Source organism: Alteromonas sp. S005, assembly GCF_036864475.1.
In the GTDB taxonomy this organism is placed as follows: domain Bacteria; phylum Pseudomonadota; class Gammaproteobacteria; order Enterobacterales; family Alteromonadaceae; genus Alteromonas.
On record NZ_JAZETN010000002.1, the window covers coordinates 601,802 to 625,524 of the forward strand.

Here is a 23,723-nt window from a genome sequence, read left to right on the forward strand (position 1 = left end):
TTTTGTTATTACCTAACTATTTTTACCTAAATTGTACAATTCTGTGACTTAAACAAACGCTGCCTGAACTAGCCAATAGGTATAGGCAGCGTAGGCAAGCACAAATGCGCCACCTTCCAGGCGATTAAGGCGGCCTTGACGTTTAATACCGATACAGAAAATGAAAAGGGCGACGGTAGAGACAAACATAACCATAGCGTCACGGTATAAGAACTCAGCCCCTACGGTCATAGGTTGTATCGTCCCTGCAATACCCACAACGGTTAGGGTATTAAACATGTTAGAGCCAATGACATTGCCAATCGCTAAATCATGTTCGCCTTTTTTAACTGCCATTAATGATGAAGCGAGTTCAGGTAGTGATGTACCAATAGCTATCACGGTAAGGCCGATTATTGTATCGCTTACTCCGAAAAAGGTCGCATATTCCACCGCGCCCCATACCAGCATGCGAGAGCTTGCAACAAGTAACAACAAACCCGCTATTAACCACATAACGTGGGTTTTAACGGTGCCTTCGTTACTATTGATTTCTTCATCGTATTCATCGGCGAGGGCGTCTTTATCGCCTTTCATTGCGTGATAGATGCTCCATGAAATCAGCAGTACAAAAAGTCCTAGCAAAGAAAATGCATCATCTTTGGAAACCGTTAAGTCCCATATCTGCCAAACAGCGAAAAAGGTGATACCCAGTAGTACGGGTAATTCTTTTTTAATAATTTCAGATCTAACTGCGATAGGGCTAATGACAGCGGTCAAGCCCAAGATTAACAAAATGTTGGCGATGTTCGAGCCGTAGGCATTACCCAATGCAATGCCAGAGTTACCCTGAAACGCGGCGAATATAGAGACGATGATCTCAGGAGCGGACGTACCAAACCCAATAATAAGCATACCTATCAAGAGGGGAGAAACACCAAAATGGTTCGCGACTGATGCGGCACCGCCTACAAATTTCCCTGCACTCCAAAGCAGTACCGGTAAACCGATCAAAATAGCCAGACTGGCTAGTAACATACTTACTCCTCAAACCATTTGTGTCGTTCTGCCTATCTCTATTTATAGACAGAATTAATAAACAAAAGTTGTATCAATAGATTTTATTGTACATCAGTTTTTATTGTCATTTCGATGAAAAAAAGGCGTGCAGATAGTGCTATGCAAAATGAAAGTTAAGCGTAAACTTCGCGCCTAAATAACTGTGTACGCTATTTGAGCAAAGCAGTTTAAATCTTAACTAACCCACTATCTTTTAGAAGCGAGATTAATGCATAAGACCTTGATTGTTACTGATGACGTTACCCCTTTTCGTAACTCTTCACTAACCGTACTTACTTTTCAAGAATATCTTGCTGAGTTCCCAAAGTTAAACGAACCCAAAACCCGGGTTATCAATATCTGCGATACCACGCGGTATTTGAGTGAAGGCTATTATTGTTCGCTATTGGCTCAGGCTCGCAATCATTCGGTATTGCCTTCAGTTAATACCATCAATGATTTACGTATGGCTGAAGAGAAAAGTATCGATCGCATCGCTTTTTCCTTGCAGGTACCTCAAGACAATACTGAAATTGAGAATGAGCCTTTATTAGTACTTTTCGGTGAAGTGAAAGATCAGCGCTTTAAACGTTTGGCCCGTCAAGCGTTTGAAAAGTATTCGTATCCAGTGTTGGTGTTAAGCCTTGTGGTTACCGACAAAAGTGTATTGCCTAAAACAACGGGTAAAGTGCAAATTGAAGGTTTTGCCACTTTGCAGGCGAGAGCATTTAAAGACCTAGATGCTGTGCAAAAAACTTGCTTTATTGAGCAGCTTGAAAAGCACACAAAAATACAGTGGAAAGCAGGTAAAACAAGTAAGCGCACACGTTGGGATATGGCTATTTTGGTCAATCCAGAAGAAAGTACGCCTCCAAGTGATGAGCGCGCCATCAGAAATTTCGTGAAAGCGGCTGAAAAAGTGGGCTTTCGAGCCGATGTAGTTAGCCGCTTGTCGCCAGAAGAACTAGGTCACTATGATGCACTATTTATTCGTGAAACTACTGCAATTGATCACCACACCTATCGTTTAGCCCGCGCTGCCGAGCGCGAGGGTATTGTGGTAATGGACGACACGCAGTCAATTTTGCGCTGTTGCAACAAGGTGTATTTGCAAGATGCGTTCGCCTATCAAAAAGTGCCAGCGCCAAAAGCAACGTTTGTATCGAGCGCTACCGATGAAGTATGCGATACGCTAATTGCGGACTTTGGTTTGCCGCTAGTATTAAAGCTGCCAGAAAGCTCGTTTTCTCGCGGTGTGCACAAAGCGGAAAATAAAGAGGCGTTAAAAACACGCTTAGAACAAATGCTAGCTGAATCGGCGCTAGTGCTGGTTCAAGAATACATTTTTACTGAATTTGATTGGCGAATTGGAGTATTAGGTGGCAAACCTATCTACGCTTGCCAGTATTTTATGGTGCGCAATCATTGGCAGATATACAACCATCAGGGAGATAGATTCTCTTCGGGCGGTTTTACCACAATGCCCACATTTGAAGTACCTAAGCCGGTATTAAAAGCCGCCATTAAAGCTGCGAAAGCAGTGGGTGATGGCTTGTACGGTGTAGATATAAAGCAAGCCGGCAATGCGGTTTATGTTATTGAAGTAAACGACAACCCTAGTATCGACTCGGGCGTCGAAGATAAATATTTAGGCAAAGAGTTGTACGAATTAATTATGCAGGAATTTGCAGATAGGTTGGAGCTAAGAGGGCGATGATTATATCGGCTGAGCAAGTAAATAATGCAAGTCCACAGCAAAGCGATAATTGTGCAAATGGCTTAATTGAAGACGCAGTGAGTATTAAACCGACAAAAAGTGTTGATGCGTCCTCAACGCAGTCAAGTGTCGCGCTTCGAGTGGCGGAATTAAGGGATCTTGCTTCGCTGCAACATATCGAGCAAACCTGTTTCACAACCGATAGACTAAGTAAGAGCCGCTTCAAGTTTTACATTGATGCACAGCACGCAGAGCTTATTGTGGCCGAGCGTGCAGCCTCGAGTTCAGGCTCAAACTTTGAACAGAATAATCAAGGTTCAAATAGTATAGTAGGCTACGGACTGTTGCTGCTACGACGCGGAACGCAGCTCACTCGACTGTATTCTATAGCGGTTCTACCAGAAGCGCGAGGTCTTGGCGTTGCTGAAAAGCTTATAACTAGCTTGGGGGAGAGGGCGCTGTTACGGGGAAAGCGATTTATGCGCCTGGAAGTAGCAGTAGGTAATGCTGGCGCCATTGCTTTGTATAAAAAGCTAGGGTTTAGTCAGTTTGGTATGTATACCGATTACTACGACGATCACACCGACGCATTACGTATGCAAAAGGTATTGGTGGCAAGTAAGTCGGTTAAGCCAGAAGTTTATCCTTGGTATCAGCAAACTACAGATTTCACGTGCGGGCCGTCAGCATTGATGATGGCACTGTGTGCATTGAACAACCGTTATGAAATGACACAAGAAAAAGAGCTATCCTTGTGGCGTACGGCTACTACGATATTCATGATGTCGGGTCATGGAGGCTGTCATCCGGTGGGGTTAGCGCTTGCCGCAGTCAACGAAGGTTATGTAGCGAAAGTCGTTATTAACCAGGATGTTCCGCTTTTCGTTGATGGCGTAAGAGATAGCAACAAAAAAGCGATAGTCGAAAATGTTGAGTCTCAGTTCATCGCAGAAGCACTGAAAAGAGGCATATCAGTTGAAATATCAGACTGGCCCATGGACGTTATCGACCAAACTCTTAGGGCGGGCGGGGCAGTGCTATGCTTAATTAGCACATACGCATTTGATAAGAAAAAAGTACCTCATTGGGTAGCAATTACAAGCTGCGACCCTCACTGTTACTATCTGCACGATCCAGATGCAAGCGAAGGGCAGCCTATCGAGTACCAACACATTCCGGTTGCTCGCGAAGACTTTCTAAGGCTTGCCAGCTATGGCACGCGTAAGGTAAGAACATTGGTGCTCCTTAAAAACAAAAAGTAATACAAGTCTCGCTCTGGCCTTAGGCACAAAAATGCCCGAGGCCTTAGTGATGCACTTGTGTAACATTAACCTTTTTATTCAGGGTTTTAAGCTGTTTTACTAATTCAGATAGCTCTTTCACCGAACCTGAATAATCAATGTGCTTATTCATTTCTTGGCCTTTTACTGCACTCTTATAGAGCGCTTCACTTTCAAAGCATGCAGTTTGCTTATTTAGCGTATTCCATTCCGCTTCTAAGTCACTTGGGATGCAATGACGTTTTGCAATAATTTTGTCTTTTATTTGCAACACTTTCCCGATCAAAAGTTGAGCATCTGTAGGCATAATAGTATCTCCTTCGCAATTAACTTGGGTAAGTCGCTGATATTTGGTTGTTTACAAGTTTCTTTTTACGAGAAAAATGATGAACCAGTGTTTCGCTTCTAACCGTTACGTTAAAGATTGCATTATTGATGCCACGTTCAATAAAAAGGTAAGAATCCTTTTTCTGCGCGTTTGTAGGTTTTGGAACACCCTCTTAATTCTTGAAACAGCGTTTTAAAAATCAGAAGCAAAGCATGTTTATAAATTTAAAACGCGGAATAAATAGATTTCGACCGAGAACTAAAGAGGGGGCTTTTTATCTTTTAACTGAATTTAGGATGAGATGTTAACCCCATACAATTATTTGGAATTCGGAGGAAAATATTTATGGCGAACCTGCTCTAGTTTTAAGCTTGTGGCGTGACTGTCGCCATGTATAAAAAACTCATCGATGATTGGCATTATTTCAGATGCGAAGGTTTCTTCAGCATCACGATCAAAAAATTGTGAAAAGCCGTCTGCTTCAGAAAGTGCTGAATAGGCCTCTTTAGTAAGTTGTGAAGACTGTGTCTGAGATAGTCTGTGTGGAGATATGACCCCTAACTTATTATTCAGTTTACTTTGAACTTCGTAGTTGGAAGCAAAAGCTAGAAACTTTTTGGCTAGAGAAGTATTGTCTGCGTTTTTGGGGATAAGCAGCACGTCTATAGGTGCTTCTTCGTATTTGGCTACATTTTCATTTATTTCTGGAAAAGGAAAAAAGCCAATTTTCGATTGTATGCTAGGTCTTATTTCTTGTATGACATAATTTCCTATGAGTGACATACCCACTAGACCTCTGGATAATAGAGGTAAGCTTTCACGCCATTCTAAGAACTGATGATCTTCAATGAAATATTGGTTTTCCTTTAAGTCGTGCAATACCTTGAGAGTGGCTTTAATCCGTTTAGTAGTAAAGGCAATTTTTCCTTTTGCGAGGTTCTGTTGAAACTCAATACCGTGCAGCCTTAGGTTAAGGTAATCAAACCACGCCGTTGCCGGCCAGTTACTCTTTGTACCTATAAAAATAGGTGCGACGTTTTCTGCTTTTAAAACCTCACAGACGGCTATAAACGCTTCCCACGTTTTTGGTTCGGACAAAGATAGTCTTTCAAATAGGTCTTTTGAGTAATAAAAACCGATTTGATAATAAGAAATAGGGACCGCGAATGAGTGGCCATCGTAGCTGATATTTTGCGTAACTTTCTGACCGAATGCTTTGGCTAAGTCACCCTTTGTCCACACATCATCTATCGGTTCAATTAAGTCTTTTTCAATAAAGTTAAACAAGCGCTGGCCAGCATGCCAGTATAAAACATCAAAGCGTTTATCATCTGCCAACATCTTTGGAAAAGCGCGTTTATAATCTTCACTACCCAAGGCAGTATATTTTACTTGAATATTGGGGTAGCGCGACTCAAAATCGTGCGCCAAAGTATAAAATGCTTCCCTTTGAGCACTTGTTGATACTGACACGCCTACATTTAGCTGTTCTGCATAAGTGTCTACTATCATCACGCAGCAAGTCAGTAAACAAAAAAAGCGTCTTTCCATAGTGCTCCTAAGCCATCTACGCCGCCTCGCTTAAGTATTTAGCAAAGCGAGTTGCCCGCTATGTCTAACACACTATATTGAGTTTGACCTGATGCCTATTCGACTTTCGTCGCCAGTTAGAAGACGTGAAGCTAGCTTTTGTACTATCTATAAGAATAGCGTTTGGGTTTGTCCTTAATTTTCTTAACCTGACAGTAGCAAAAGTGCGGTGTCCAAATTAATAAATTAAGCAAAATAGCGGTAATAAGGCTAAAAACAATTGAGGAAGGAGTTAGCGGTACGGAAGGACTAAAATTGTCGAGTACGCGATTCAGAGTGCCGTACTGAGAAGGTGAGGCCATAAACACCAGTTTTTCGAAATAGTGACCGTGCTCAAGCTTTCTCATACCTTGCTCAAGTGTGGTGATCTGGGCAAAGCGACTCGCCTTCAATGACGCATTTTCGCGCACCACTGGTTCGCTATTTTTCTGCAAGCTGTCTAGCATGGCCTCTACAGAAGAAAATCCATGCTGTTTGGCGAGTTCAGAAGAACTGGATACTTCATCTCTTAGTGCGTCATAGTAACCGTTCAAGTATTGACGGTAGTGATCCGCTAAAATAGGCACTTGCAGTGTGACAATAAATAAAACTGCAAATACCACTTTATCAAGAATACGCACTACCATTAAAAACTCGCTATAAAATAATCAGTATTGTCGACTCAATAGTGACCCGTCTAATTGCTGACTTCTAACATTCATTGATAGAAGCCTTTGAACGCAAGAGGATCTCGACATTGAATTTATCTCATGTGACAAAAAGTAAGTACTTAGCGTAACAACCTCTCATGCTATTTCAAGGCTGTGTAAATCGCATGGGTTAACCTACTTAATTGCTCGGAAGATATGATATAGGGAGGCATAATGTATACCAGCTTACCAAAGGGCCGTATCCACACGCCTTTTTCGACAAAATGGCGTTGAATTTCGGCAACGTTGACCGATTTTACTGTCTCAACCACTCCAATAGCACCCAGCACCCTAACATCTGAAACACGGGGTAAGTCTGCACATTTTGCTAACTCGGTTTGTAATTGTTTCTCAATAGCAGGAATTTGCTGCTGCCAATGGTTCTCATTAATGAGTGATAAACTAGCGTTAGCCACAGCACAAGCTAACGGGTTGCCCATGTAGGTCGGACCGTGCATAAAAACACCAGGCTCACCCTGGCAAACCCCTAAAGCGACATCTTCGGTACACAAAGTAGCAGCTAACGTCATATAGCCGCCAGTAATAGCCTTGCCTAAACACAAAATATCAGGCGAGATACCCGCATGTTCACAAGCGAAGAGCTTACCTGTACGACCAAATCCAGTAGCAATCTCATCGCAAATTAAAAGTACATCATAGGTATCACAAAGTTGGCGGCAGCGTTTTAAATATTCAGGATGGTAAATACGCATACCACCTGCACCTTGAACGATAGGCTCTAGAATTAACGCCGCCATAGTGTGATGATGCTTCTCAAAAATCTCTTCAAGTGGAAGAATATCGTCTTCACTAAAGGTTTGACCAAACCGAGTTTGAGGGGCCGGTGCAAAAATCTGCTTGCTCAGTACCCCTTCAAATAAACTGTGCATGCCGTTAACCGGATCGCACACGCTCATTGCGGCGAACGTATCGCCATGATAACCATTGCGCGGCGCGACGATACGCGACTTCTCTGTACGTCCTTGGCATGCCCAATACTGAATTGCCATTTTTATTGCGACTTCAACCGACACTGAACCAGAGTCAGCTAAGAACACTCGCTCTAAGCCCGCGGGCACCATACCAAGTAAAGTTTTACACAAATCCACAGCGGGTTTGTGAGTAATGCCACCGAACATTACGTGAGAAAATGCGTCAATTTGCTTGTGCGCAGCATCGTTGAGTACGGGGTGATTGTAACCGTGAATAGCGGCCCACCAGCTAGACATGCCATCTACTAATATTTCAGAGCTTGCTAGGGTAAGTTCAGCGCCTTTTGCGCCGACTACTTCGTAGCAGGGAAGGGGGTTAACCGCCGAGGTATAAGGGTGCCAAATGTGCTGTTTATCAAATTCTATATTGTTCACAAAATAACCGTTGGTAAAGGTTTGTAATTGGTCAGAGTTGACAACTCGATATTGGGGCATAGACTAAGCCAGCAATAATAATTAGTAAAGGACAGTCAATGACACTGGCTAGTGCGCCTTCTGCGCGAACGACAACTATTCGAAACGATTGGACCAAAGCTGAAGTCGAAGCTTTGTTTGCCATGCCATTTAACGATCTACTGTTTGATGCCCAAGTGGTGCATAGACAGCACTTTAATCCTAACGAAGTGCAGGTTAGCACGCTTTTGTCGATTAAAACCGGTGCATGTCCTGAAGACTGTAAGTACTGCCCACAAAGTGCCCGTTATGATACAGGGCTTGAAAAAGAGCGCCTGCTAGAAATTGAAAAGGTCATCCAGCGAGCAAAAGAGGCGAAGCAAGTTGGCTCCACCCGTTTTTGTATGGGCGCCGCATGGCGTAATCCACGCGACAGAGACATGCCTTACATTTTAAAAATGGTTGAAGAGGTGAAAAACTTAGGTTTAGAAACCTGCATGACGCTGGGTATGTTAACCCGCGATCAAGCTGTGGCCTTAAAGCAAGCGGGCCTTGATTATTATAATCACAACCTTGATACCTCTCCAGAATACTACGGCGATATTATTACCACCCGTACTTACCAAGACCGATTGAATACGTTAGAGAACGTGCGTGCTGCAGGCATGAACGTTTGCTCTGGGGGAATTGTTGGCATGGGAGAGACGGTGAGCGATCGCGCTAGTATGTTAGTGCAATTGGCAAATCTTCCTGAGCAGCCTCAAAGTGTGCCAATTAACATGTTGGTTAAAGTAAAAGGTACGCCACTCGATAGCGTAGAAGACTTGGACTATTTTGAGTTTATCCGCACTATTGCCGTTGCTCGTATTATGATGCCTAAGTCACATGTGCGCTTGTCGGCAGGCCGCGAAGCAATGAACGAACAAATGCAGGCGCTTTGTTTTATGGCAGGCGCGAACTCTATTTTCTATGGCTGCAAACTGTTAACCACGTCAAATCCAGATACCCATGAAGATGTAATGCTGTTCAAAAAGCTTGGTATTAATACTGAACGTACAAGAGATTACTCAGACGAAGCACATCAACAAGTGTTAGAAGAAGAAATTGCCCAGCAACAAGAGCAAGGCGACGACAGTAACGACTTGTTTATTGATGCAACCAAGCCTAAGGTAGCGCCAAAGAAACAGCATTTAACGGAGGCGTAATGGCCTTTCACTGGTTAGACGATTCGCTGAGCGCGCGTGCCGAGCAAGGCTTGCTGCGCCAGCGCCACTGCCAACAATACGAAAAAGACAGCATTATTTGTATTAACGGTGAGCACTACCTTAATTTTTCAAGCAATGACTACCTAGGCATGCGCCAGCATGAGGGTGTATTGCAAAGTTGGGTTGAGGGGCTAGCGCAATTTGGTGGTGGCAGTGGTGCATCGTCATTGGTCACTGGGCACACACAGGCTCATTTGGCGCTAGAAGCCTACATTGCCGATGGTTTAAACCGAGAAGCTGCGCTGTTATTTAACTCTGGCTTTGCCGCCAACCAGGCACTGTGCATGGCACTTTTTCCTCACATGTCTAACTCTAATAAAAGCGCGAGAGCAGGGCACATCATTGCTGATAAGCTCATGCACGCTTCGTTTTTAGAGGGGGCACAATGTGTATCTGATAGCGCCAAGCTTCGCCGTTTCAAGCATAACGATCTAAGTCATTTAGAGAGCATGCTATCAAACGGCTATCACAGCCAGTTATCCGATGCGGTTGGTAATTCTGATGCAAACCAGCAAGACATTCTGATTGCCAGCGAAGGAGTGTTTAGTATGGACGGTGACGTAGCGCCTTGCGAAGGTATCGCTGAACTGGCCGCTAAATATAATGCATGGTTCATGTTAGACGATGCACACGGTATGGGCGTATTGGGTGAAAACGGCTTCGGCACAGCAGAAGCACTAAACTTAAGCCAGCAACAAGTGCCTATTGTTATGGGAACATTTGGCAAAGCAGTGGGCACGGCCGGTGCCTTTATTGCAGGAAGCCAAACCCTAATTGATTATCTGGTAAATTTTTCTAAACACTACGTGTATTCCACTGCCATGCCGCCAGCCCAAGCGGTGGCTACTTTGTACTCCCTCACTCATATCGCCAGTGATACTGCCCGCCGCGAAACGCTACAAACCAATATCACCTATTTCAGAGAGTCGTTTCAAAAACGTTTTGGACAGACACTTAATACAAGTGCGATAGACAAGGCACCAATTGAAATCACTTTGGGGCAATCGCAAAGCGCGATTCAGCCCATTATTATTGGTAGCCCAGAACGTGCAATTGCACTAAGTGACGGGCTAAAACAGCGCGGCATTTGGGCAACGGCTATCAGGCAACCCACGGTCCCGAAAAATCAAGACAGACTGCGTATAACACTCACAGCAAATCACACATCACAAGATATTGACGTATTGCTTGACGCGCTAGAACTTTCACTTAATAACTTGGCGTTAAATGCGACTCCAGTAGAAAAAGAGTCAGAAAGCGCTGTGAGTAATCCTGACTCTGTAACTAAACAAGAGATGTAACCATGTCACTAAGTCCTGCTGTAAAAGCTGCTATGCCGGCAGAATCGAGAAGTATCTTCGACGATAAGTTGTCACATGATGCGGCCCAGGCGGCTTTTAAGGCAAACGGGGCTTTTTCGTCCGAGGCACCTCTCGATTTTAAAAGTGCGACCAACGCTAAAGGGACTCTCACAGTTAAAACTGCTTACCCTTCTGATAGTTCTTCCAAAGCTGCGGTACATTTGAATGCTGAGGAAAGCACTAAAACAGAGGACTATATTACAGCTGAAGGCTCTATAACAACTAAAGGCGCTGCAAGAGCTGAACGCAATGATACTGCTTCAGGAATTAACGAGCAGGACGTGGCACATCGCTTTTCAAAAGCAGCAGTGCAGTACAACAGTATTGCGGGTATTCAGCGAATTATTGCTATACAGGCATTAGCGAACCTATCTGTAAACCTACAGGGTAAGGCTCTTGATATCGGCTGTGGTACTGGCATTCATACCCAAACCCTTGAAAATAAAGGTGCAGCTGCAACTGGCGTAGACATTGCCGAGGGCATGTTGGCGCAGGCCAGAAAAATGTACTCTGCCCCCATTTTTGTAGAAGGTAGTGCAGTGGATTTACCATTTTCTGGCAACCAATTTTCAACCGTATTTTCATCTATGGCGCTTCAGTGGGTTAGCGATACTGGGCTTGTCGCTGATGAGATAGCGCGAGTGCTTAAAAAAGGTGGTGTTGCCGAGTTGGCTATCATGGTAGCAGGTTCATTTAGTGAGCTTAAAACGGCGCGCAAAGTAGCGCAGCTTCCACAAGCCGAAACCTATATGCCAACAACCGCACAATGGGTAAATGGCTTTAAGCAATCAGGTCTTTTTTTGCAACGGGTGATTACTAAAGATTATGTCGATTCTCACCACGATATTATGTCGCTACTGCGCTCTGTGAAAGGTGTAGGGGCAGGAGAGACTGGCCAAAAACAGCCGCCGCTCACCCGTCGAGATATTAAAAAATTAGCCATGGCTTACAGCAATATGAGCGGTGTAGAAAGTAAGTTACCGCTTACCTACCGCGTAAGTCATTTTAGATTGGAAAAACGATGAAGCAGTATTTCATTACCGGTACCGACACCGAAGTAGGTAAAACCTATGTTACCTGCCAACTACTACAAGCTGCGCAAAAATCCTCGTTAAGCGCCATCGGCTACAAGCCTATTGCAGCCGGATGCGAACAGATAAACGGCGAGTGGGTTAACGAAGATGCGCTAAATATTCAGAAAGCGTGCTCCAAAATACGCGCAAATAAAGCCATTAAAATTACAGACAATAACGAGCTAAAAAGCGTAAATGAAAACAAAGAAGAAAGTGGACAGACACTTCCTTTGCATCAAATAAACCCAATTGCACTAAAGCCGGCTATTGCACCACATATTGCTGCCCTTGAAGAAGGTGTTGCGTTAACGTTTGACGAGATTGCAAAAGGGCTTGACGAACTGCACGCCTATCAACCAGAACTTCTGTTAATGGAAGGTGCAGGTGGGTGGCGTTTACCGCTAACGGTAGGTGATGAGTATACGCCCACTTACTATCTTTCTGATGTCGTGAAAACACTCAAAATGGATGTGGTTTTAGTTGTAGGCATGCGACTAGGTTGCTTGAATCATGCGCTATTAACGGCAGAAGCAATTCGTGCCGATGGACTTACCATTAAAGGATGGGTTGCGAACGACATCACAGGTAACATGGCGCGATACCAAGAAAATCTGCACTCTCTTAAAGCCATGTTACCCGAGCCGCTACTGGCAGAAATTCCTTACCAGGTAGCGCCCAACGATGAAGTGCTATTCGCCGCTATTAAGCAAATAAGTTAAATCATCACCTGAATGAATTGGCGTTTTTTCTTCACCTAGAAAGATAAAGCCGTCCTTTTCACCTACTAGGCTAAGTTGGTTATTTGTAAGGCGCAGCGCTGTACCTTCGCGAATAGCAACTACTGGCGTTGTTGGATTAAGCGCGGTGAACTCTGCCAAGCGCTGATCGCGGGTTTCACCATTATGGCCAGGAGGCTGATAATCGGTGTAGTGCGGGTTCAACTGGAACGGCACGATATCTAGCGCATCAAAACTCGGCGGCTCAATGATAGGCATATCATTAGTGGTTCTTATTGATTCACCACAGATATTCGAACCCGCGCTCCATCCAATATAAGGTGTGCAATCGGCGATGGCATGCTTTATCGGTACAATAAGCGCGTTCGCATAAAGTGTTGAAAGCAGGTGAAAGGTGTTTCCACCACCTACTACAATAGCTTGGCCGTTTTTCTTTGCATTGTTCACGGCGGCCACAGGGTCTTCTGTAGTGTGTAGCCCGGTGACATTGCACTCTGGCAGTGCAGTAGCGACAGCATCTACATAACTGTCGTACGATTGAGTTACAGCAGCGTAAGGAACAAATAGAAGGTCGCGAATTTCGCCTAAGTGTGCAAAAATAAACGCTCTAGCGTGCTCTAAGTAAGCTTCGTCGCCTTGACGAGAGCTACTTAGCATAAGTACATGTGCGGTCATACTAACTCCACAATTTTTCTGACGGCGTATCATACGCGAAACTGGGTACAAAGTTTAGTCGCGCTCCGTCACTGCGTTTAAATAGGATTTTGAATGAAACAATCTACATCGGTGTTGTTCGTGTGTTTGGGTAATATTTGCCGTTCTCCAACCGCAGAAGCGGTGTTCAAGCACAAAGCTGTACAAGCCGGGTTAAATATTGAAATTGATTCTGCGGGAACCCATGGTTACCACATTGGCAACCCGCCCGACAAGCGTTCACAGGCAGCTGGAGTAGAGAGAGGTTATAGCTTTAAGGGGCTTAAATGCCGCCGTGTGGATGAAAGTGACTTTGAGCGCTTCGACTATATCTTAGCTATGGATAACAGCAACCTTGCAAATTTGCATGGTATGTCGCCAAGCCAGTACCAGGATAAAATTAAGTTATTTCTTGATTTTGCAAACGCAGAAGACAAAGAAGTGCCTGATCCATACTACGGAGGAAAGCGCGGCTTTGAGTTGGTGTTAGATTTAATTGAAGAAGCGTCGGACGGTTTGATTGCGCACATCAAACAAACCCAGCAATTATAACCGGAAGCCATATTCAGAACCTGTATAAAAAGCCAAAATTGAAAAGCGGCATTGCGAGCCAAACCTAGAACGCATATTGAGAAGCGATTTTGATAAACGATGTTGAGAGCCGATTTTGAGAGCCATAGAAACTAAACGCAGAGGCCTTTCTTTGGTTGTAATAACGCTACTTTGTTTATTAGCCGTTGGCGTGGTGGGAATCATTGGCGTGACAGGGGTTGCTAATACGGCTGCTGACTTAAAGCAGCATATTATCGTACAGCTTCAAATACCGCTTATACTTACCGCATGCTTAGTAGGCGCCGCGCTTTCTGTCAGTGGGGCCACATTACAGGTGGTACTTCGTAATCCGCTAGCCGATCCAGGAATCATAGGTATAACCAGTGGAGCAAGTTTAGTTGCTGCACTATTGCTATTGTTAACGCCTCAATGGGCTACAGCGTACCTGCATTATTTACTGCCCTTTGGGTGCTTTGTAGGTGCTCTGTTATCTACATTTATTATCTACCGGTTAGCTAGAAAACTTGTCGGCTCTTCCACTGCTGTTATTCTTGCCGGTATAGCCATATCTACTCTTAGCGGGGCGGTTATTGCCTGGCTTTATATGTTCAGCGACGCTAATGCCCTTCGCAACCTCACTTTTTGGCTAATGGGCAGCTTATATCAAACTAACTGGTTAATTTTATCGGTTGGAGGCCCGTTGATAGTTATCGCTGTGGGTTTGCAACTTTTTTTTGCAGGTGATTTAAATAAGCTATATGCAGGTGAACTGGCGGCAAAAAGTAGTGGTGTGGATGTGGAAAAACTTACCGAACGCGCCCTAATTATTTGCGCTATCGCGGTGGGTACGGCGGTGTCGATGGCTGGGTCTATTGCGTTTGTAGGCTTACTTGTACCTCATATTTTGCGTCTGATCATCGGGCATAACAATCGCTATTTGTTGCCGTTAAGTGCGTTGAGCGGTGCAAGCCTTTTAATGTTGGTAGCGCTATGCTCTGAAATGACTCGAGCTATTACACTTCCTGTCTCTATGGTTACAGCAACGTTAGGTGGCCCGTTACTAATTTGGGCGCTGGCAAAAGGCCAGCTCAAAGGCTGATGAAATGACGTCCCCGAATCCTTTTACGCAAAAGCAACCTGATTCTTATCGTAATGAAGAGCAAAGCACTGGTGAACGTCATGCAGTCAGCTACAACAGAGCGTCTTGCGTCAACAGTAGCGAAAAAGCTTCGGATGCCCCATTGATTTTAAGCCTGCAGAACGTAAGCATTGGGTCACGGCTGCGGGTGGAAGACTTAAGCGCGAAAAAGGGCGAATGTATTCATATCATAGGGCCAAACGGGGCAGGGAAGTCAACGCTGCTACTCACCCTTGCGGGTCTTATTGAAGCTGATGAAGGTAAGGTGATGCTGTATGGCAAACCAATGAATAGTTGGTCTATTGCCACGCTTGCCAGCGTACGTACTTTATTAGCTCAGCAAAGTGAAAGTGGTTTTCACCTTTCAGTTAAGGAATACTTAAGTTTTTATACAGTAGAAAACCAGGCTTCGCTCATTCCTCCGGTTTTAGAAAAGGCCCTCGAAGTGTCAGGCTTTTTAAACAAAATCCTTACCCAGCTTTCTGGCGGCGAGCGGCAGCGGGTAGAAATTTGTCGAGCGCTCTTACAAATTTGGCCCCAGTTAGAGCGGGGTGAAGGTATAGCGTTTTTAGATGAGCCTCTGCAGGGGCTTGACATTAGGCATCAATACGCATTGGCTAGCTTGGTGAAATTCCTTTGTGGTAAAGGAAATACGATACTCATGACGTCTCACGATATCGCACTGAGCGCAAATTACTGCGATAGTCTATGGTTAATGCACAAAGGTAGTATGGTAGCGCTGGGAGAGCCACAAGAAGTAGCGACTCAGGCAAACCTAGAGAAGGTATTTGAATGCTATTTTGCTATAAGCAAGCACGATAACTTTCTAGAAATTCAAGTTTGCGCACCTATTTCCTTAGAATAAATGTGGTAAAGTGCCATCACAATTTAAGATTCGTATTTTCACATTAGGCTGATTATAAAAATGCGCTACAGGCATACTGTGAAGCGCGCTACAGTCTTTTTATTCGAAGCATTGAGTTTCAATAATTATTTTCAGTAAAACGTTTGCCCTACGTTTTTTATTCAGGAGAACACCGTTGAGTAATTGGCAAGTAGACAGTTGGAGAAATAAACCTATTCTTCAGCAACCAGAGTACGATGACAAAGTACGTTTAAATGAAGTAGAGCAAACACTAAGTTCTTATCCTCCACTCGTATTCGCTGCTGAAGCCCGTGAACTTAGACGTCAGCTAGGCGAAGTGAGCTTGGGGAAAGGCTTTCTTTTGCAAGGCGGTGACTGCGCAGAGTCGTTTGACGAATTTAATGCGCCTAAAATTCGCGATACGTTCAAAGTAATTCTTCAAATGGCTATTGTGCTTACGTTTGCTGGTCGTTGCCCGGTAACCAAGGTTGCCCGTATGGCTGGACAATATGCTAAACCGCGTTCATCAGATTTTGAAACCCGCGGTGGCGTGACCTTGCCAAGCTATCGTGGTGATATCATTAATAACTTTGAGTTTACTGAAGCGGCCCGTCGACCAGACCCTGATCGCTTACTAGAAGCGTATCATCGCAGCGCTTCAACCTTGAACCTTCTTCGCGCGTTTGCCCAAGGTGGTTTGGCCGACCTTCACGAAGTGAACCGTTGGAACATGGCATTTGTTGAAAATAACCCGCTTAAAGAGCGCTATTCGGATATGGCTAACCGTATTCAAGATACGCTTGAATTTATGGACGTTATTGGCATTAACGCACAAACCAGTTCTACACTACATGAAACCTCGCTGTTTACGTCGCACGAAGCCTTACTCTTGAACTACGAGCAGGCGCTTACGCGTGTTGATACGCTTACCGGTAAACCGTACGACTGTTCAGCGCATATGGTATGGATTGGTGAGCGTACACGCCAGCTTGATCATGCTCACGTAGAGTTTTTTCGCGGCATTCACAACCCAATTGGTGTGAAAGTTGGGCCAAGCATGCAGGAAGACGAGCTTATTCGTTTAATTGATGCGCTTAACCCGCTAAACGATCCGGGTCGTTTAACGCTTATTACGCGTATGGGCGCCGATAATCTAGCTGACAACTTGCCACGCTTATTGCGCAAAGTAAAAGCGGAAGGCAGACACGTAGTGTGGAGCTCTGACCCGATGCACGGCAACACGTTCTCGGCGTCTAGCGGCTATAAAACCCGTAACTTCGATGCAATTTTGAAAGAAATTAAGCAGTTCTTCCAAGCTCACGAAGCAGAAGGTACTCACGCAGGTGGTATTCACCTTGAAATGACCGGCCAGCATGTAACGGAGTGTACTGGCGGAGCTTATGAAATTAGCGATGATGATTTAGCCCAGGCATATAAAACACAATGTGATCCGCGCCTAAATGCGGACCAGGTGCTTGAGATGGCATTCTTGGTAGCTGATCATTTGCGTAATGCGTAATGCGTAATGCGTAATGCGTAATGCGTGAATCGCAGTAAAACTTAAAAACGGGCAGCGAAACAAACGCTGCCCGTTTTTTTATAGCAGCTGTTCTCTTTCTTCTTCACTTAAAATTCCGGTGAAGATAGTTTCTCTTCTCAAATTGGCGGTGCGCTCGTCATCGGCCAACAATAAAGCTTTAAATACATCGGGTTCATTGCGGGCTTCTATAATGCCCTTCCATTGCAGGTAGCTACCATAACGCATCATTTTGTTTTGATATCGGGTTTCTAAAGTGTGTTCAGCTTGTTCAAAAAGTTCTGGATGAGATAGCAATTTGTTAGCTATCGCGTTGTGAATCTTTTTGATGCGCTCGTTTACGTCACTTCTGCGTTGTTTTCGGGGTCTTGCAAACATAAATCTTCTTGCTGTTTTGGTGTGCCTAACACGCGGATTTAGGTAAAAATACGGCAACCAGAATAAAAACTACGGAAATAAGGCAATGCTCGTTATAAGGCAGTTGCTAGTCATCATCTAGCAGGGGCTCTACAACAGATTCTAAGCCGTTTAACTTTATTTCATACATTAAAGCGAGCTGTTCACCTAGCTTGTTTTCGGGAAAGCCCTGTTTGTGAAACCAAACGAGGTAAGGCTCTGGTAAATGGAAAAGGCGTCTTCCAGCATATTTTCCGAACGGCATCACTTGATTAATGGCGGCTTTGATAAGCGTTGGGTCCATCTTCTAACTACCTTTTGCATCTTTATTCGAACTAACTTCGTCGTCTTCACGCTGTTGGGCTTGCCATAGGGTTGCGTATTCCCCGCCTTGTTCAAGTAAGTAAGTGTGTGTCCCTTCCTCTACTATGGTACCGTTTTTAAGTACGAGGATCTTGTCGGCATCAACAATAGTGGACAGTCTATGGGCTATGACCAAACTAGTATGCCCCTTGGCCGCATCGCGAAGGGCTGACAAAATTGCTCGTTCTGATGTGCTGTCTAATGAGCTGGTGGCCTCGTCGAAAATCATAATGGGCGCACCTTTCAGTAAGGCTCGTGCGATAGATACGCGTTGTTTCTCGCCGCCAGAAAGCTTTAGTCCTCGCTCACCTACGGTTGTTTCTAGCTTATCAGGCAAGCTTTCTACAAAGGTTTCAAGATGTGCAAGCCTAATCACTTGTTTAATATCTTCGTCGCTGGCATCGGGGTTACCGTAGCGAATATTTTCTAGCAAAGTGGTGTTAAATAGTACTGTATCCTGAGGGACAATGCCGATATGTGAACGCAGACTTTGTTGCGTAACCGATCCGATATCTTTTCCATCTATAGTGATGTCGCCCTGTTGAGGCTCATAAAACCGAAAGAGTAGTTTCATCAGCGTTGATTTTCCCGCGCCGCTTTCACCTACTACTGCTACCTTGGCACCAGGCGGTACGTCAAAGCTCAACCCGTTTAATATTTGTCTATTTTCGTTGTAGGCGAAATACACTTTATTAAAGCGTAGTGCTGGGTTGGCGCAGGTTAATTCGGTGGCGTTGTCTGCATCTTTGATAGCTGGGGTTTGCGATAGAAGGTCGAATAACTTATCGATATTGGCAAGGCTGCCACGAATTTCACGGTATACAAAACCCAAAAAGTTTAAGGGCATGAAAATCTGCATAGTAAAGGCGTTGATAAGTACAAAGTCGCCAATGGTCATTTCGCCATTTATAACCCCGAAAGCAGCGTTTGCCATCATTGAAGTCATGGCAATGGCAATGATGGCGGCTTGACCACCGTTTAATGCGAATAGCGATAAGCGGTTTTTCCGTCGCGCTTTCTCCCATGCTGCTAAGTCGGTATCGTACCGATTGGCTTCAAACGATTCGTTATTGAAATACTTTACTGTCTCAAAATTAAGCAGGCTGTCTACCGCTCTTGAATTCGTAGTTGAGTCTGCTTCGTTCATTTGTGTGACAAAGCGTGTGCGCCAGTCGGTGGCTTTCATCGAAAAGCCAATGTACGCCACTACGCTAATCACAATTATTAGTGCGAAAGATACGCCAAACTGGAATAAGAGCAAACCGACGACAAGGGCGATCTCTAAGAGAGTGGGGACAATATTAAACACCATAAAGCGCATTAAAAAGCTTACGCCGTTGGTGCCTCGCTCGATATCTCTTGATAAACCGCCTGTACGCCGATTTAGATGAAAGCCTAAGTCAAGGTTGTGTAGATGTTTAAAAACCTTAAGCCCAAGACGACGCATGGCGCGCTCAGTAACGCGACCAAATAGCGTATCTCGTACTTCGCCGAGTAAAACATTGAGTAAGCGCAGCGTCCCATAAGCAACGATTAAGCTAATAGGAACCGCTAAAGCTAGCGTAGTTAAATCTCCATTTAAGCTATCAACGGTATACTTCAGCACATAGGGAAGACCAATACTGGCAAGCTTTGCTGCTACTAGGCACAGCAGGGCTAAAAATACACGCTGCTTAAACTCGAGAAGATAAGGCCAAAGTTGCGATAGAACGTGCCATTTAACAGGTTCATCGGTATTCGTAGGAAAACGGTTTTTTCTCATTTTATAGTGTGCTTTATTGTTTGGCTTACTGTACTAAGAGCGGGAAGATTCGGAAAATAATTTGGTGTAACACCTTTACTAGGAATTGAACAAGCTTGCCCATATACAATTATTCTCGCCTTTTGTGGTACGTTTTGAAATAGGCTAGAGATTAAAATGGTCTTATTTATAGCAACGAATGTGTTTAATTTTTATTTCTCCCCGCGTACACTAGAGGTAGTTTAATTTAGTTACCTTGTTATTTATTCAATGGTTCGCTAGGTTTTGTAACGTCAAAAACCTTTTTAGCGACTCATAAAGCAGCAAAGGATTAAGGAGTTGGTTTGTTAGAAGATAGTTTCGGTAGACAGTTTCACTATTTGCGTTTGTCAGTGACCGAAGCGTGCAACTTTCGCTGTCAGTACTGTTTGCCAGATGGGTATGAAGGCCCAACGAGCGATCAGTTTATGACACTAAGCGAAATTGATACCTTGCTCAAAGCGTTCGCTAAGCTAGGTACCTCGAAAGTGCGCCTAACAGGTGGCGAGCCAACGCTGCGAAGAGACTTCCTTGATATCTTACAACTAACGAGTAATACGCCGGGTATAGAGCGTGTAGCGATGACAACACATGGGGCGCGAATGGAAAAGTTTGCCCACCAATGGAAAAATGCAGGCTTAGATCAAGTAAACGTCAGTATCGATAGTCTAGACCCCCGGCAATTCGCCGCTATAACAGGACAGGATAAGTTAAAAGCTGTGCTGCGAGGGTTGGATGCGGCCATTGATGCCGATCTTGATGTGAAAGTTAACTCTGTTTTACTCAACGACTTTTCTGATAGCCGCCTACATCGGTTTCTTGCTTGGCTCAAAGATATGCCGGTAACACTCCGTTTTATCGAGTTAATGGAAACAGGTGATTTAAATCAATTTTTCAATAAACAACATCAAAGCGGTTCACCATTGAAAACGACCCTGTTAGATATGGGGTGGCAGCCGTTATTGCGCAGGAAAGATGCTGGGCCAGCGCAAGAGTTCTATCACCCGGACTATGCGGGCAAGATTGGTTTAATCATGCCGTACAGCAAAGATTTTTGTAAAACTTGTAATCGTCTTCGTGTCTCCGCGCCAGGCAAGTTACACCTTTGCTTATTCAGCGAAAATGGCATAGACATGAGGCATCTTCTTGCAAATGGTAATGTGGATGATGTGGTTGTCTTCCTACAAGATGTGCTGGGGCAAAAGCACGAAACCCATTATCTCCATGAGGGAAAAACTGGGGCAACGAAGCACCTAGCCATGTTGGGAGGTTAGCAAACTACTCCTGCGTTAAAGGAAAATTAAGGCCGAAATAAAAAACATAGAATAAGTTTGGTTTGTTGTAAAAATAAGCTATATTCTGCGGTGAGAACATATTAAGAATAATAAAGACAAAGGAAGTATATGCATATCAAGGACAGTGCGCGTCTTTCCTACCACTATATCACCGAAAAAGACGCTGACTTCCTATGGGAGCTCGACCAAGACGAGCTTGTTATGAAGTACATAAGTGGCGGTAAGAAGTCTTCAAAAGAAGATATTCGAGACATATTCGTTCCCCGTTTCCAAGCTTATTCCAATCCAGCTTTAGGCTGGGGGCTTTGGCGCGTAGAAACGCTGGCTGAAAAAGAAAGTATAGGGTGGGTTTTGGTTCGTCCTTTTGGCTTTTTCACTCAACACCCTGAAAGTGACAACATGGAATTAGGTTGGCGGTTTAAACGTCATACTTGGGGCAATGGATATGCCACTGAGGCTGCGCAGACAATAAAAGACGCCTTATATGACATTGGCGTGGAAAAGTTTTCGGCCATCGCTAATCCAGAAAATAGCGCGTCTATCAATATTATGAAAAAGCTCGGAATGACATTTAGCCACGAACTTGAATACATAGACAAACTCTTTCATGAGACAGTGGTAGTTTATACTAACTAAACAGGCCCGTCGTAAAACCAAAAAACGGTAGTTGAAGTTATTTATTCTTCAATATGTTCTTCACGCTCTGATAGCGCGCATTCTGGTCTTCAGATAGGGTCGTTGTTTCAAGTGTTTCTCTGCATTTGTTAATAGCAGCCACTGTGTCAGAAAGCATAGGCGCGTTTGCCTTTCTCGCTCTAATAATGGCTTGAAGATAGTTTAGTGCAATTGAGGGATTTTTAGGCATAACCCGAAATGCTTGAGCAAAGGTGGTATAAGATTGCTCCAGATTGCCTCGTTTATACTGGGCGACAGCCGTGTTGTTGAGCGTTTTAGGACTTAGCGTAATCGTTTCTTTTTCTTCTTTTTCCTGCTTTAAGTACGTCGCCATTAGATTTAACTCATCAGCATTCTCATTCTGCCTTGAAGAAATAGCATCTAAGATTGCTATAGATTCTTTTTTCAGTCCAACCTCATGAAGCGCTTTGGCTCTATCAAGTAATGCTTCCGTGGAGTGATGTTGAGCGTGGTCTGTGTGAAAATCTGACAGCAGCATTTGGGCTTTTACTGTGTCATCCTTTAAGTAGTGAAGTCGGGCATCGATCACTGTCAATTCATCATTTACCGCTGCTTTAGGGTGAGCTCTTTTCAACTGACGTAAATATTCATTGGTTTGTTTAACAACGCTGTTTATGTATTCTGGCTCAGACGTCATCGCAAAATCAACACCGGCTCTTGCTGCTGTTAGATAAATATCTGGTTTATCGTAGATAGAGTTTCTTGCATAGCGTACAACTTTCTTCGCACTGTTAAACTGGCTTTCATAGTCGTGTGTGATGCGAGCAAGGTTTATCGCCATCTGATGTCGAGGAATATTCTGGGGAGAAATATTGCATGCAAGCGTAGTACACTCAAGTGCATCATCAAACGCTGATTGCTTAATCTGCAGTTTGGCGAGTAAGTCGTATGCTTCTAATGCAGAATCGGGGCGCATTGCCAGTTGGATAATTTCTCTTTCTGCATCATCAAGCTCATTAAGCGCTAGAAAGCTTTTTGCTATCCCCATTTTGGCCCAGCTAAAATCTTGAATGTTTATTATTGATTCAAAGAAAGGGATAGCTTCCTGAAACCTCTCGGTGATAAGAAACAAATCACCTTTTATCTTCATTGCTAAAGGAAAGTGTTCAGCGTTCTCGGGTTGCAATAAGAAATACTCAACCTCAGCTAGGGCTTTTTCATAGTCCTGTTTGTCCATGAATGAATAAACATTTTTAAAGGCTTTTTTCCTTGCTAAAACGCGGGAAAGTCGACGGTCTAATTCGTTAACGGAAAATGGCTTGGCAATGAATTCATCTGGCTGTAACTCGATAATCGCGTGAACAATATCTGCTGAAGTGTCTGCGCTAGTGAAGATAAATGCGCTAGTGAGGGGCAGTATGTGAGACTCGTTGAGTTGCTCGAGTAAAAAATAACCGCCTTGTTCCGAGCGTAAGTTATAGGAACAAATGATGGCGTCGTAAGTGTGTTCTTGTAACGCTGACAGGGCATGAGAGGGTCTATCAACATAGTCCATATTCCTGAAACCTAGCTGCTCAAGCGCGTAGTGCATGTGGCTTTTTGCCAGCACCTGATCTTCGGCAATTAACAACTTAGTATTTCTAGCTAAGTGGAGCTTCATTAAAGGGTAGCCTTTAGGACGTTATGGTTTTCACCATACCACGATAATTATTTTTAAAGTATAGCTCGTCAGCGAGACTATCGCATAGTTGAGGTTATTTTGGGATGAATTTAGGTAAACAAATTTTGCGATGAATTGGGCGGTTGAGTGCTTGTTTACACTTTTTTAAAAAGCTGAGTGATAACCATGTGCATTATGGGCGCAGACATTTCTATAAAAGGTTAGGTCGGTTTTGTGAGTGAATTAATTTTCTGAAATTGCTACACAAACAAGTGACGATTCTAGCTTACACGATGATATAGGTGTTAGATTTTGGAAAGACTAAGAAGAGATGGTGGACGCTAC

The 23,723-nt window shown here is 44.1% G+C and carries 22 protein-coding genes; 12 read left to right on the top strand and 10 right to left on the bottom strand.

Going from position 1 to position 23,723, the window contains the following annotated elements; all coding sequences use genetic code 11:
* Positions 1 to 48 precede the first annotated feature (48 nt).
* Positions 49 to 1,017 carry a calcium/sodium antiporter gene (locus V7R55_RS05220; RefSeq protein ID WP_334057915.1) on the bottom strand — a complete coding sequence of 323 codons (969 nt, stop codon included), beginning with the start codon at positions 1,015 to 1,017 and terminating at the stop codon, positions 49 to 51.
* Between the two features lie 250 nt (positions 1,018 to 1,267).
* On the opposite strand from V7R55_RS05220, the gene V7R55_RS05225 reads away from it, so the two are divergent.
* A complete protein-coding gene (locus tag V7R55_RS05225) occupies positions 1,268 to 2,755 on the top strand; it encodes a RimK family protein (protein ID WP_334057917.1) in 1,488 nt (495 codons plus the stop codon).
* The gene (locus V7R55_RS05230; RefSeq protein ID WP_334057919.1) at positions 2,752 to 4,017 is read left to right on the top strand and encodes a GNAT family N-acetyltransferase/peptidase C39 family protein; all 1,266 of its coding nucleotides are present in this window, start codon (positions 2,752 to 2,754) and stop codon (positions 4,015 to 4,017) included. The genes V7R55_RS05225 and V7R55_RS05230 overlap by 4 nt, the downstream gene beginning before the upstream one ends.
* Positions 4,018 to 4,060: 43 nt before the next feature.
* On the opposite strand, the gene V7R55_RS05235 is transcribed toward V7R55_RS05230, so the two are convergent.
* The 4 genes from V7R55_RS05235 to bioA all read right to left on the bottom strand — a co-directional run bounded on the left by V7R55_RS05235 (position 4,061) and on the right by bioA (position 8,009).
* Entirely contained in the window at positions 4,061 to 4,342 is a 282-nt protein-coding gene (locus V7R55_RS05235; RefSeq protein WP_334057921.1) for a hypothetical protein, read from the bottom strand.
* Positions 4,343 to 4,681: 339 nt separating this feature from the next.
* Positions 4,682 to 5,914: an ABC transporter substrate-binding protein gene (locus V7R55_RS05240; protein ID WP_334057924.1), complete on the bottom strand. Its 1,233-nt coding sequence runs from the start codon at positions 5,912 to 5,914 to the stop codon at positions 4,682 to 4,684.
* Positions 5,915 to 6,057: 143 nt separating this feature from the next.
* Complete coding sequence (locus V7R55_RS05245) at positions 6,058 to 6,579, bottom strand: DUF2937 family protein (RefSeq protein ID WP_334057926.1); 522 nt, start codon at positions 6,577 to 6,579, stop codon at positions 6,058 to 6,060.
* A gap of 164 nt (positions 6,580 to 6,743) precedes the next feature.
* Positions 6,744 to 8,009, bottom strand: a complete 1,266-nt coding sequence (gene bioA / locus V7R55_RS05250) for an adenosylmethionine--8-amino-7-oxononanoate transaminase (RefSeq protein ID WP_438823577.1) — start codon at positions 8,007 to 8,009, stop codon at positions 6,744 to 6,746.
* Positions 8,010 to 8,107: 98 nt separating this feature from the next.
* Between bioA and bioB the strand changes: the two genes are divergently transcribed.
* The 4 genes from bioB to bioD are packed head-to-tail and all read left to right on the top strand — an operon-like array spanning position 8,108 to position 12,445.
* Positions 8,108 to 9,232, top strand: coding sequence for a biotin synthase BioB (gene bioB, locus V7R55_RS05255; protein ID WP_334057930.1), 1,125 nt, complete (start codon positions 8,108 to 8,110; stop codon positions 9,230 to 9,232).
* Positions 9,232 to 10,593, top strand: a complete 1,362-nt coding sequence (locus V7R55_RS05260) for an aminotransferase class I/II-fold pyridoxal phosphate-dependent enzyme (protein ID WP_334057932.1) — start codon at positions 9,232 to 9,234, stop codon at positions 10,591 to 10,593. Before bioB ends, V7R55_RS05260 begins: the two co-directional genes overlap by 1 nt.
* 2 nt (positions 10,594 to 10,595) lie before the next feature.
* A complete protein-coding gene (locus V7R55_RS05265; RefSeq protein ID WP_334057934.1) occupies positions 10,596 to 11,678 on the top strand; it encodes a methyltransferase domain-containing protein in 1,083 nt (360 codons plus the stop codon).
* The gene (bioD, locus tag V7R55_RS05270) at positions 11,675 to 12,445 is read left to right on the top strand and encodes a dethiobiotin synthase (protein WP_334057936.1); all 771 of its coding nucleotides are present in this window, start codon (positions 11,675 to 11,677) and stop codon (positions 12,443 to 12,445) included. Before V7R55_RS05265 ends, bioD begins: the two co-directional genes overlap by 4 nt.
* Here bioD and pepE read toward each other — a convergent pair.
* On the bottom strand, positions 12,416 to 13,138 hold the full coding sequence (gene pepE / locus V7R55_RS05275) for a dipeptidase PepE (RefSeq protein ID WP_334057938.1): 723 nt from the start codon (positions 13,136 to 13,138) through the stop codon (positions 12,416 to 12,418). The two genes, bioD and pepE, sit on opposite strands and share 30 nt — an antisense overlap.
* A 93-nt stretch (positions 13,139 to 13,231) precedes the next feature.
* Here pepE and V7R55_RS05280 point away from each other — a divergent pair, with 93 nt between their 5' ends.
* The 4 genes from V7R55_RS05280 (at position 13,232) to V7R55_RS05295 (ending at position 17,230) form a co-directional block, all read left to right on the top strand.
* On the top strand, positions 13,232 to 13,708 hold the full coding sequence (locus tag V7R55_RS05280) for a low molecular weight protein-tyrosine-phosphatase (RefSeq protein WP_334057940.1): 477 nt from the start codon (positions 13,232 to 13,234) through the stop codon (positions 13,706 to 13,708).
* Positions 13,709 to 13,859: 151 nt separating this feature from the next.
* A complete protein-coding gene (locus V7R55_RS05285) occupies positions 13,860 to 14,807 on the top strand; it encodes a FecCD family ABC transporter permease (RefSeq protein WP_334057989.1) in 948 nt (315 codons plus the stop codon).
* Between the two features lie 4 nt (positions 14,808 to 14,811).
* Positions 14,812 to 15,711 (top strand): ABC transporter ATP-binding protein, encoded by a 900-nt coding sequence (locus tag V7R55_RS05290; protein WP_334057942.1) that lies wholly within the window; start codon positions 14,812 to 14,814, stop codon positions 15,709 to 15,711.
* A 175-nt stretch (positions 15,712 to 15,886) separates the two neighbouring features.
* Complete coding sequence (locus tag V7R55_RS05295; RefSeq protein ID WP_334057943.1) at positions 15,887 to 17,230, top strand: class II 3-deoxy-7-phosphoheptulonate synthase; 1,344 nt, start codon at positions 15,887 to 15,889, stop codon at positions 17,228 to 17,230.
* Positions 17,231 to 17,308: 78 nt separating this feature from the next.
* On the opposite strand, the gene V7R55_RS05300 is transcribed toward V7R55_RS05295, so the two are convergent.
* The 3 genes from V7R55_RS05300 to V7R55_RS05310 form a co-directional block, all read right to left on the bottom strand.
* Complete coding sequence (locus tag V7R55_RS05300) at positions 17,309 to 17,626, bottom strand: hypothetical protein (protein WP_334057944.1); 318 nt, start codon at positions 17,624 to 17,626, stop codon at positions 17,309 to 17,311.
* A gap of 106 nt (positions 17,627 to 17,732) precedes the next feature.
* Positions 17,733 to 17,948 (bottom strand): DUF3820 family protein, encoded by a 216-nt coding sequence (locus V7R55_RS05305; RefSeq protein WP_025254677.1) that lies wholly within the window; start codon positions 17,946 to 17,948, stop codon positions 17,733 to 17,735.
* A 3-nt stretch (positions 17,949 to 17,951) separates the two neighbouring features.
* Entirely contained in the window at positions 17,952 to 19,769 is a 1,818-nt protein-coding gene (locus V7R55_RS05310; RefSeq protein ID WP_334057946.1) for an ABCB family ABC transporter ATP-binding protein/permease, read from the bottom strand.
* 323 nt (positions 19,770 to 20,092) lie between these two features.
* Between V7R55_RS05310 and moaA the strand changes: the two genes are divergently transcribed.
* Together moaA and V7R55_RS05320 are read left to right on the top strand one after the other, a co-directional pair.
* Positions 20,093 to 21,061 (top strand): GTP 3',8-cyclase MoaA, encoded by a 969-nt coding sequence (moaA, locus tag V7R55_RS05315; RefSeq protein WP_334057948.1) that lies wholly within the window; start codon positions 20,093 to 20,095, stop codon positions 21,059 to 21,061.
* 129 nt (positions 21,062 to 21,190) lie between these two features.
* Complete coding sequence (locus V7R55_RS05320; protein WP_334057949.1) at positions 21,191 to 21,718, top strand: GNAT family N-acetyltransferase; 528 nt, start codon at positions 21,191 to 21,193, stop codon at positions 21,716 to 21,718.
* A gap of 37 nt (positions 21,719 to 21,755) precedes the next feature.
* Here V7R55_RS05320 and V7R55_RS05325 read toward each other — a convergent pair whose 3' ends face one another.
* Entirely contained in the window at positions 21,756 to 23,378 is a 1,623-nt protein-coding gene (locus V7R55_RS05325) for a response regulator (RefSeq protein ID WP_334057951.1), read from the bottom strand.
* Positions 23,379 to 23,723: the final 345 nt, after the last annotated feature.

Coding starts and splice junctions, on each gene's coding strand:
- V7R55_RS05230 (WP_334057919.1), top strand. CDS start 2,752: ATGATTATATCGGCTGAGCAAGTAAATAATGCAAGTCCACAGCAAAGC.
- V7R55_RS05235 (WP_334057921.1), bottom strand. CDS start 4,342: ATGCCTACAGATGCTCAACTTTTGATCGGGAAAGTGTTGCAAATAAAA.
- bioB (WP_334057930.1), top strand. CDS start 8,108: ATGACACTGGCTAGTGCGCCTTCTGCGCGAACGACAACTATTCGAAAC.
- V7R55_RS05310 (WP_334057946.1), bottom strand. CDS start 19,769: ATGAGAAAAAACCGTTTTCCTACGAATACCGATGAACCTGTTAAATGG.
- bioD (WP_334057936.1), top strand. CDS start 11,675: ATGAAGCAGTATTTCATTACCGGTACCGACACCGAAGTAGGTAAAACC.
- V7R55_RS05245 (WP_334057926.1), bottom strand. CDS start 6,579: ATGGTAGTGCGTATTCTTGATAAAGTGGTATTTGCAGTTTTATTTATT.
- V7R55_RS05240 (WP_334057924.1), bottom strand. CDS start 5,914: ATGGAAAGACGCTTTTTTTGTTTACTGACTTGCTGCGTGATGATAGTA.
- pepE (WP_334057938.1), bottom strand. CDS start 13,138: ATGACCGCACATGTACTTATGCTAAGTAGCTCTCGTCAAGGCGACGAA.
- V7R55_RS05220 (WP_334057915.1), bottom strand. CDS start 1,017: ATGTTACTAGCCAGTCTGGCTATTTTGATCGGTTTACCGGTACTGCTT.
- V7R55_RS05325 (WP_334057951.1), bottom strand. CDS start 23,378: ATGAAGCTCCACTTAGCTAGAAATACTAAGTTGTTAATTGCCGAAGAT.
- V7R55_RS05280 (WP_334057940.1), top strand. CDS start 13,232: ATGAAACAATCTACATCGGTGTTGTTCGTGTGTTTGGGTAATATTTGC.
- V7R55_RS05265 (WP_334057934.1), top strand. CDS start 10,596: ATGTCACTAAGTCCTGCTGTAAAAGCTGCTATGCCGGCAGAATCGAGA.
- V7R55_RS05320 (WP_334057949.1), top strand. CDS start 21,191: ATGCATATCAAGGACAGTGCGCGTCTTTCCTACCACTATATCACCGAA.
- V7R55_RS05305 (WP_025254677.1), bottom strand. CDS start 17,948: ATGGACCCAACGCTTATCAAAGCCGCCATTAATCAAGTGATGCCGTTC.
- V7R55_RS05225 (WP_334057917.1), top strand. CDS start 1,268: ATGCATAAGACCTTGATTGTTACTGATGACGTTACCCCTTTTCGTAAC.
- V7R55_RS05290 (WP_334057942.1), top strand. CDS start 14,812: ATGACGTCCCCGAATCCTTTTACGCAAAAGCAACCTGATTCTTATCGT.
- V7R55_RS05300 (WP_334057944.1), bottom strand. CDS start 17,626: ATGTTTGCAAGACCCCGAAAACAACGCAGAAGTGACGTAAACGAGCGC.
- V7R55_RS05260 (WP_334057932.1), top strand. CDS start 9,232: ATGGCCTTTCACTGGTTAGACGATTCGCTGAGCGCGCGTGCCGAGCAA.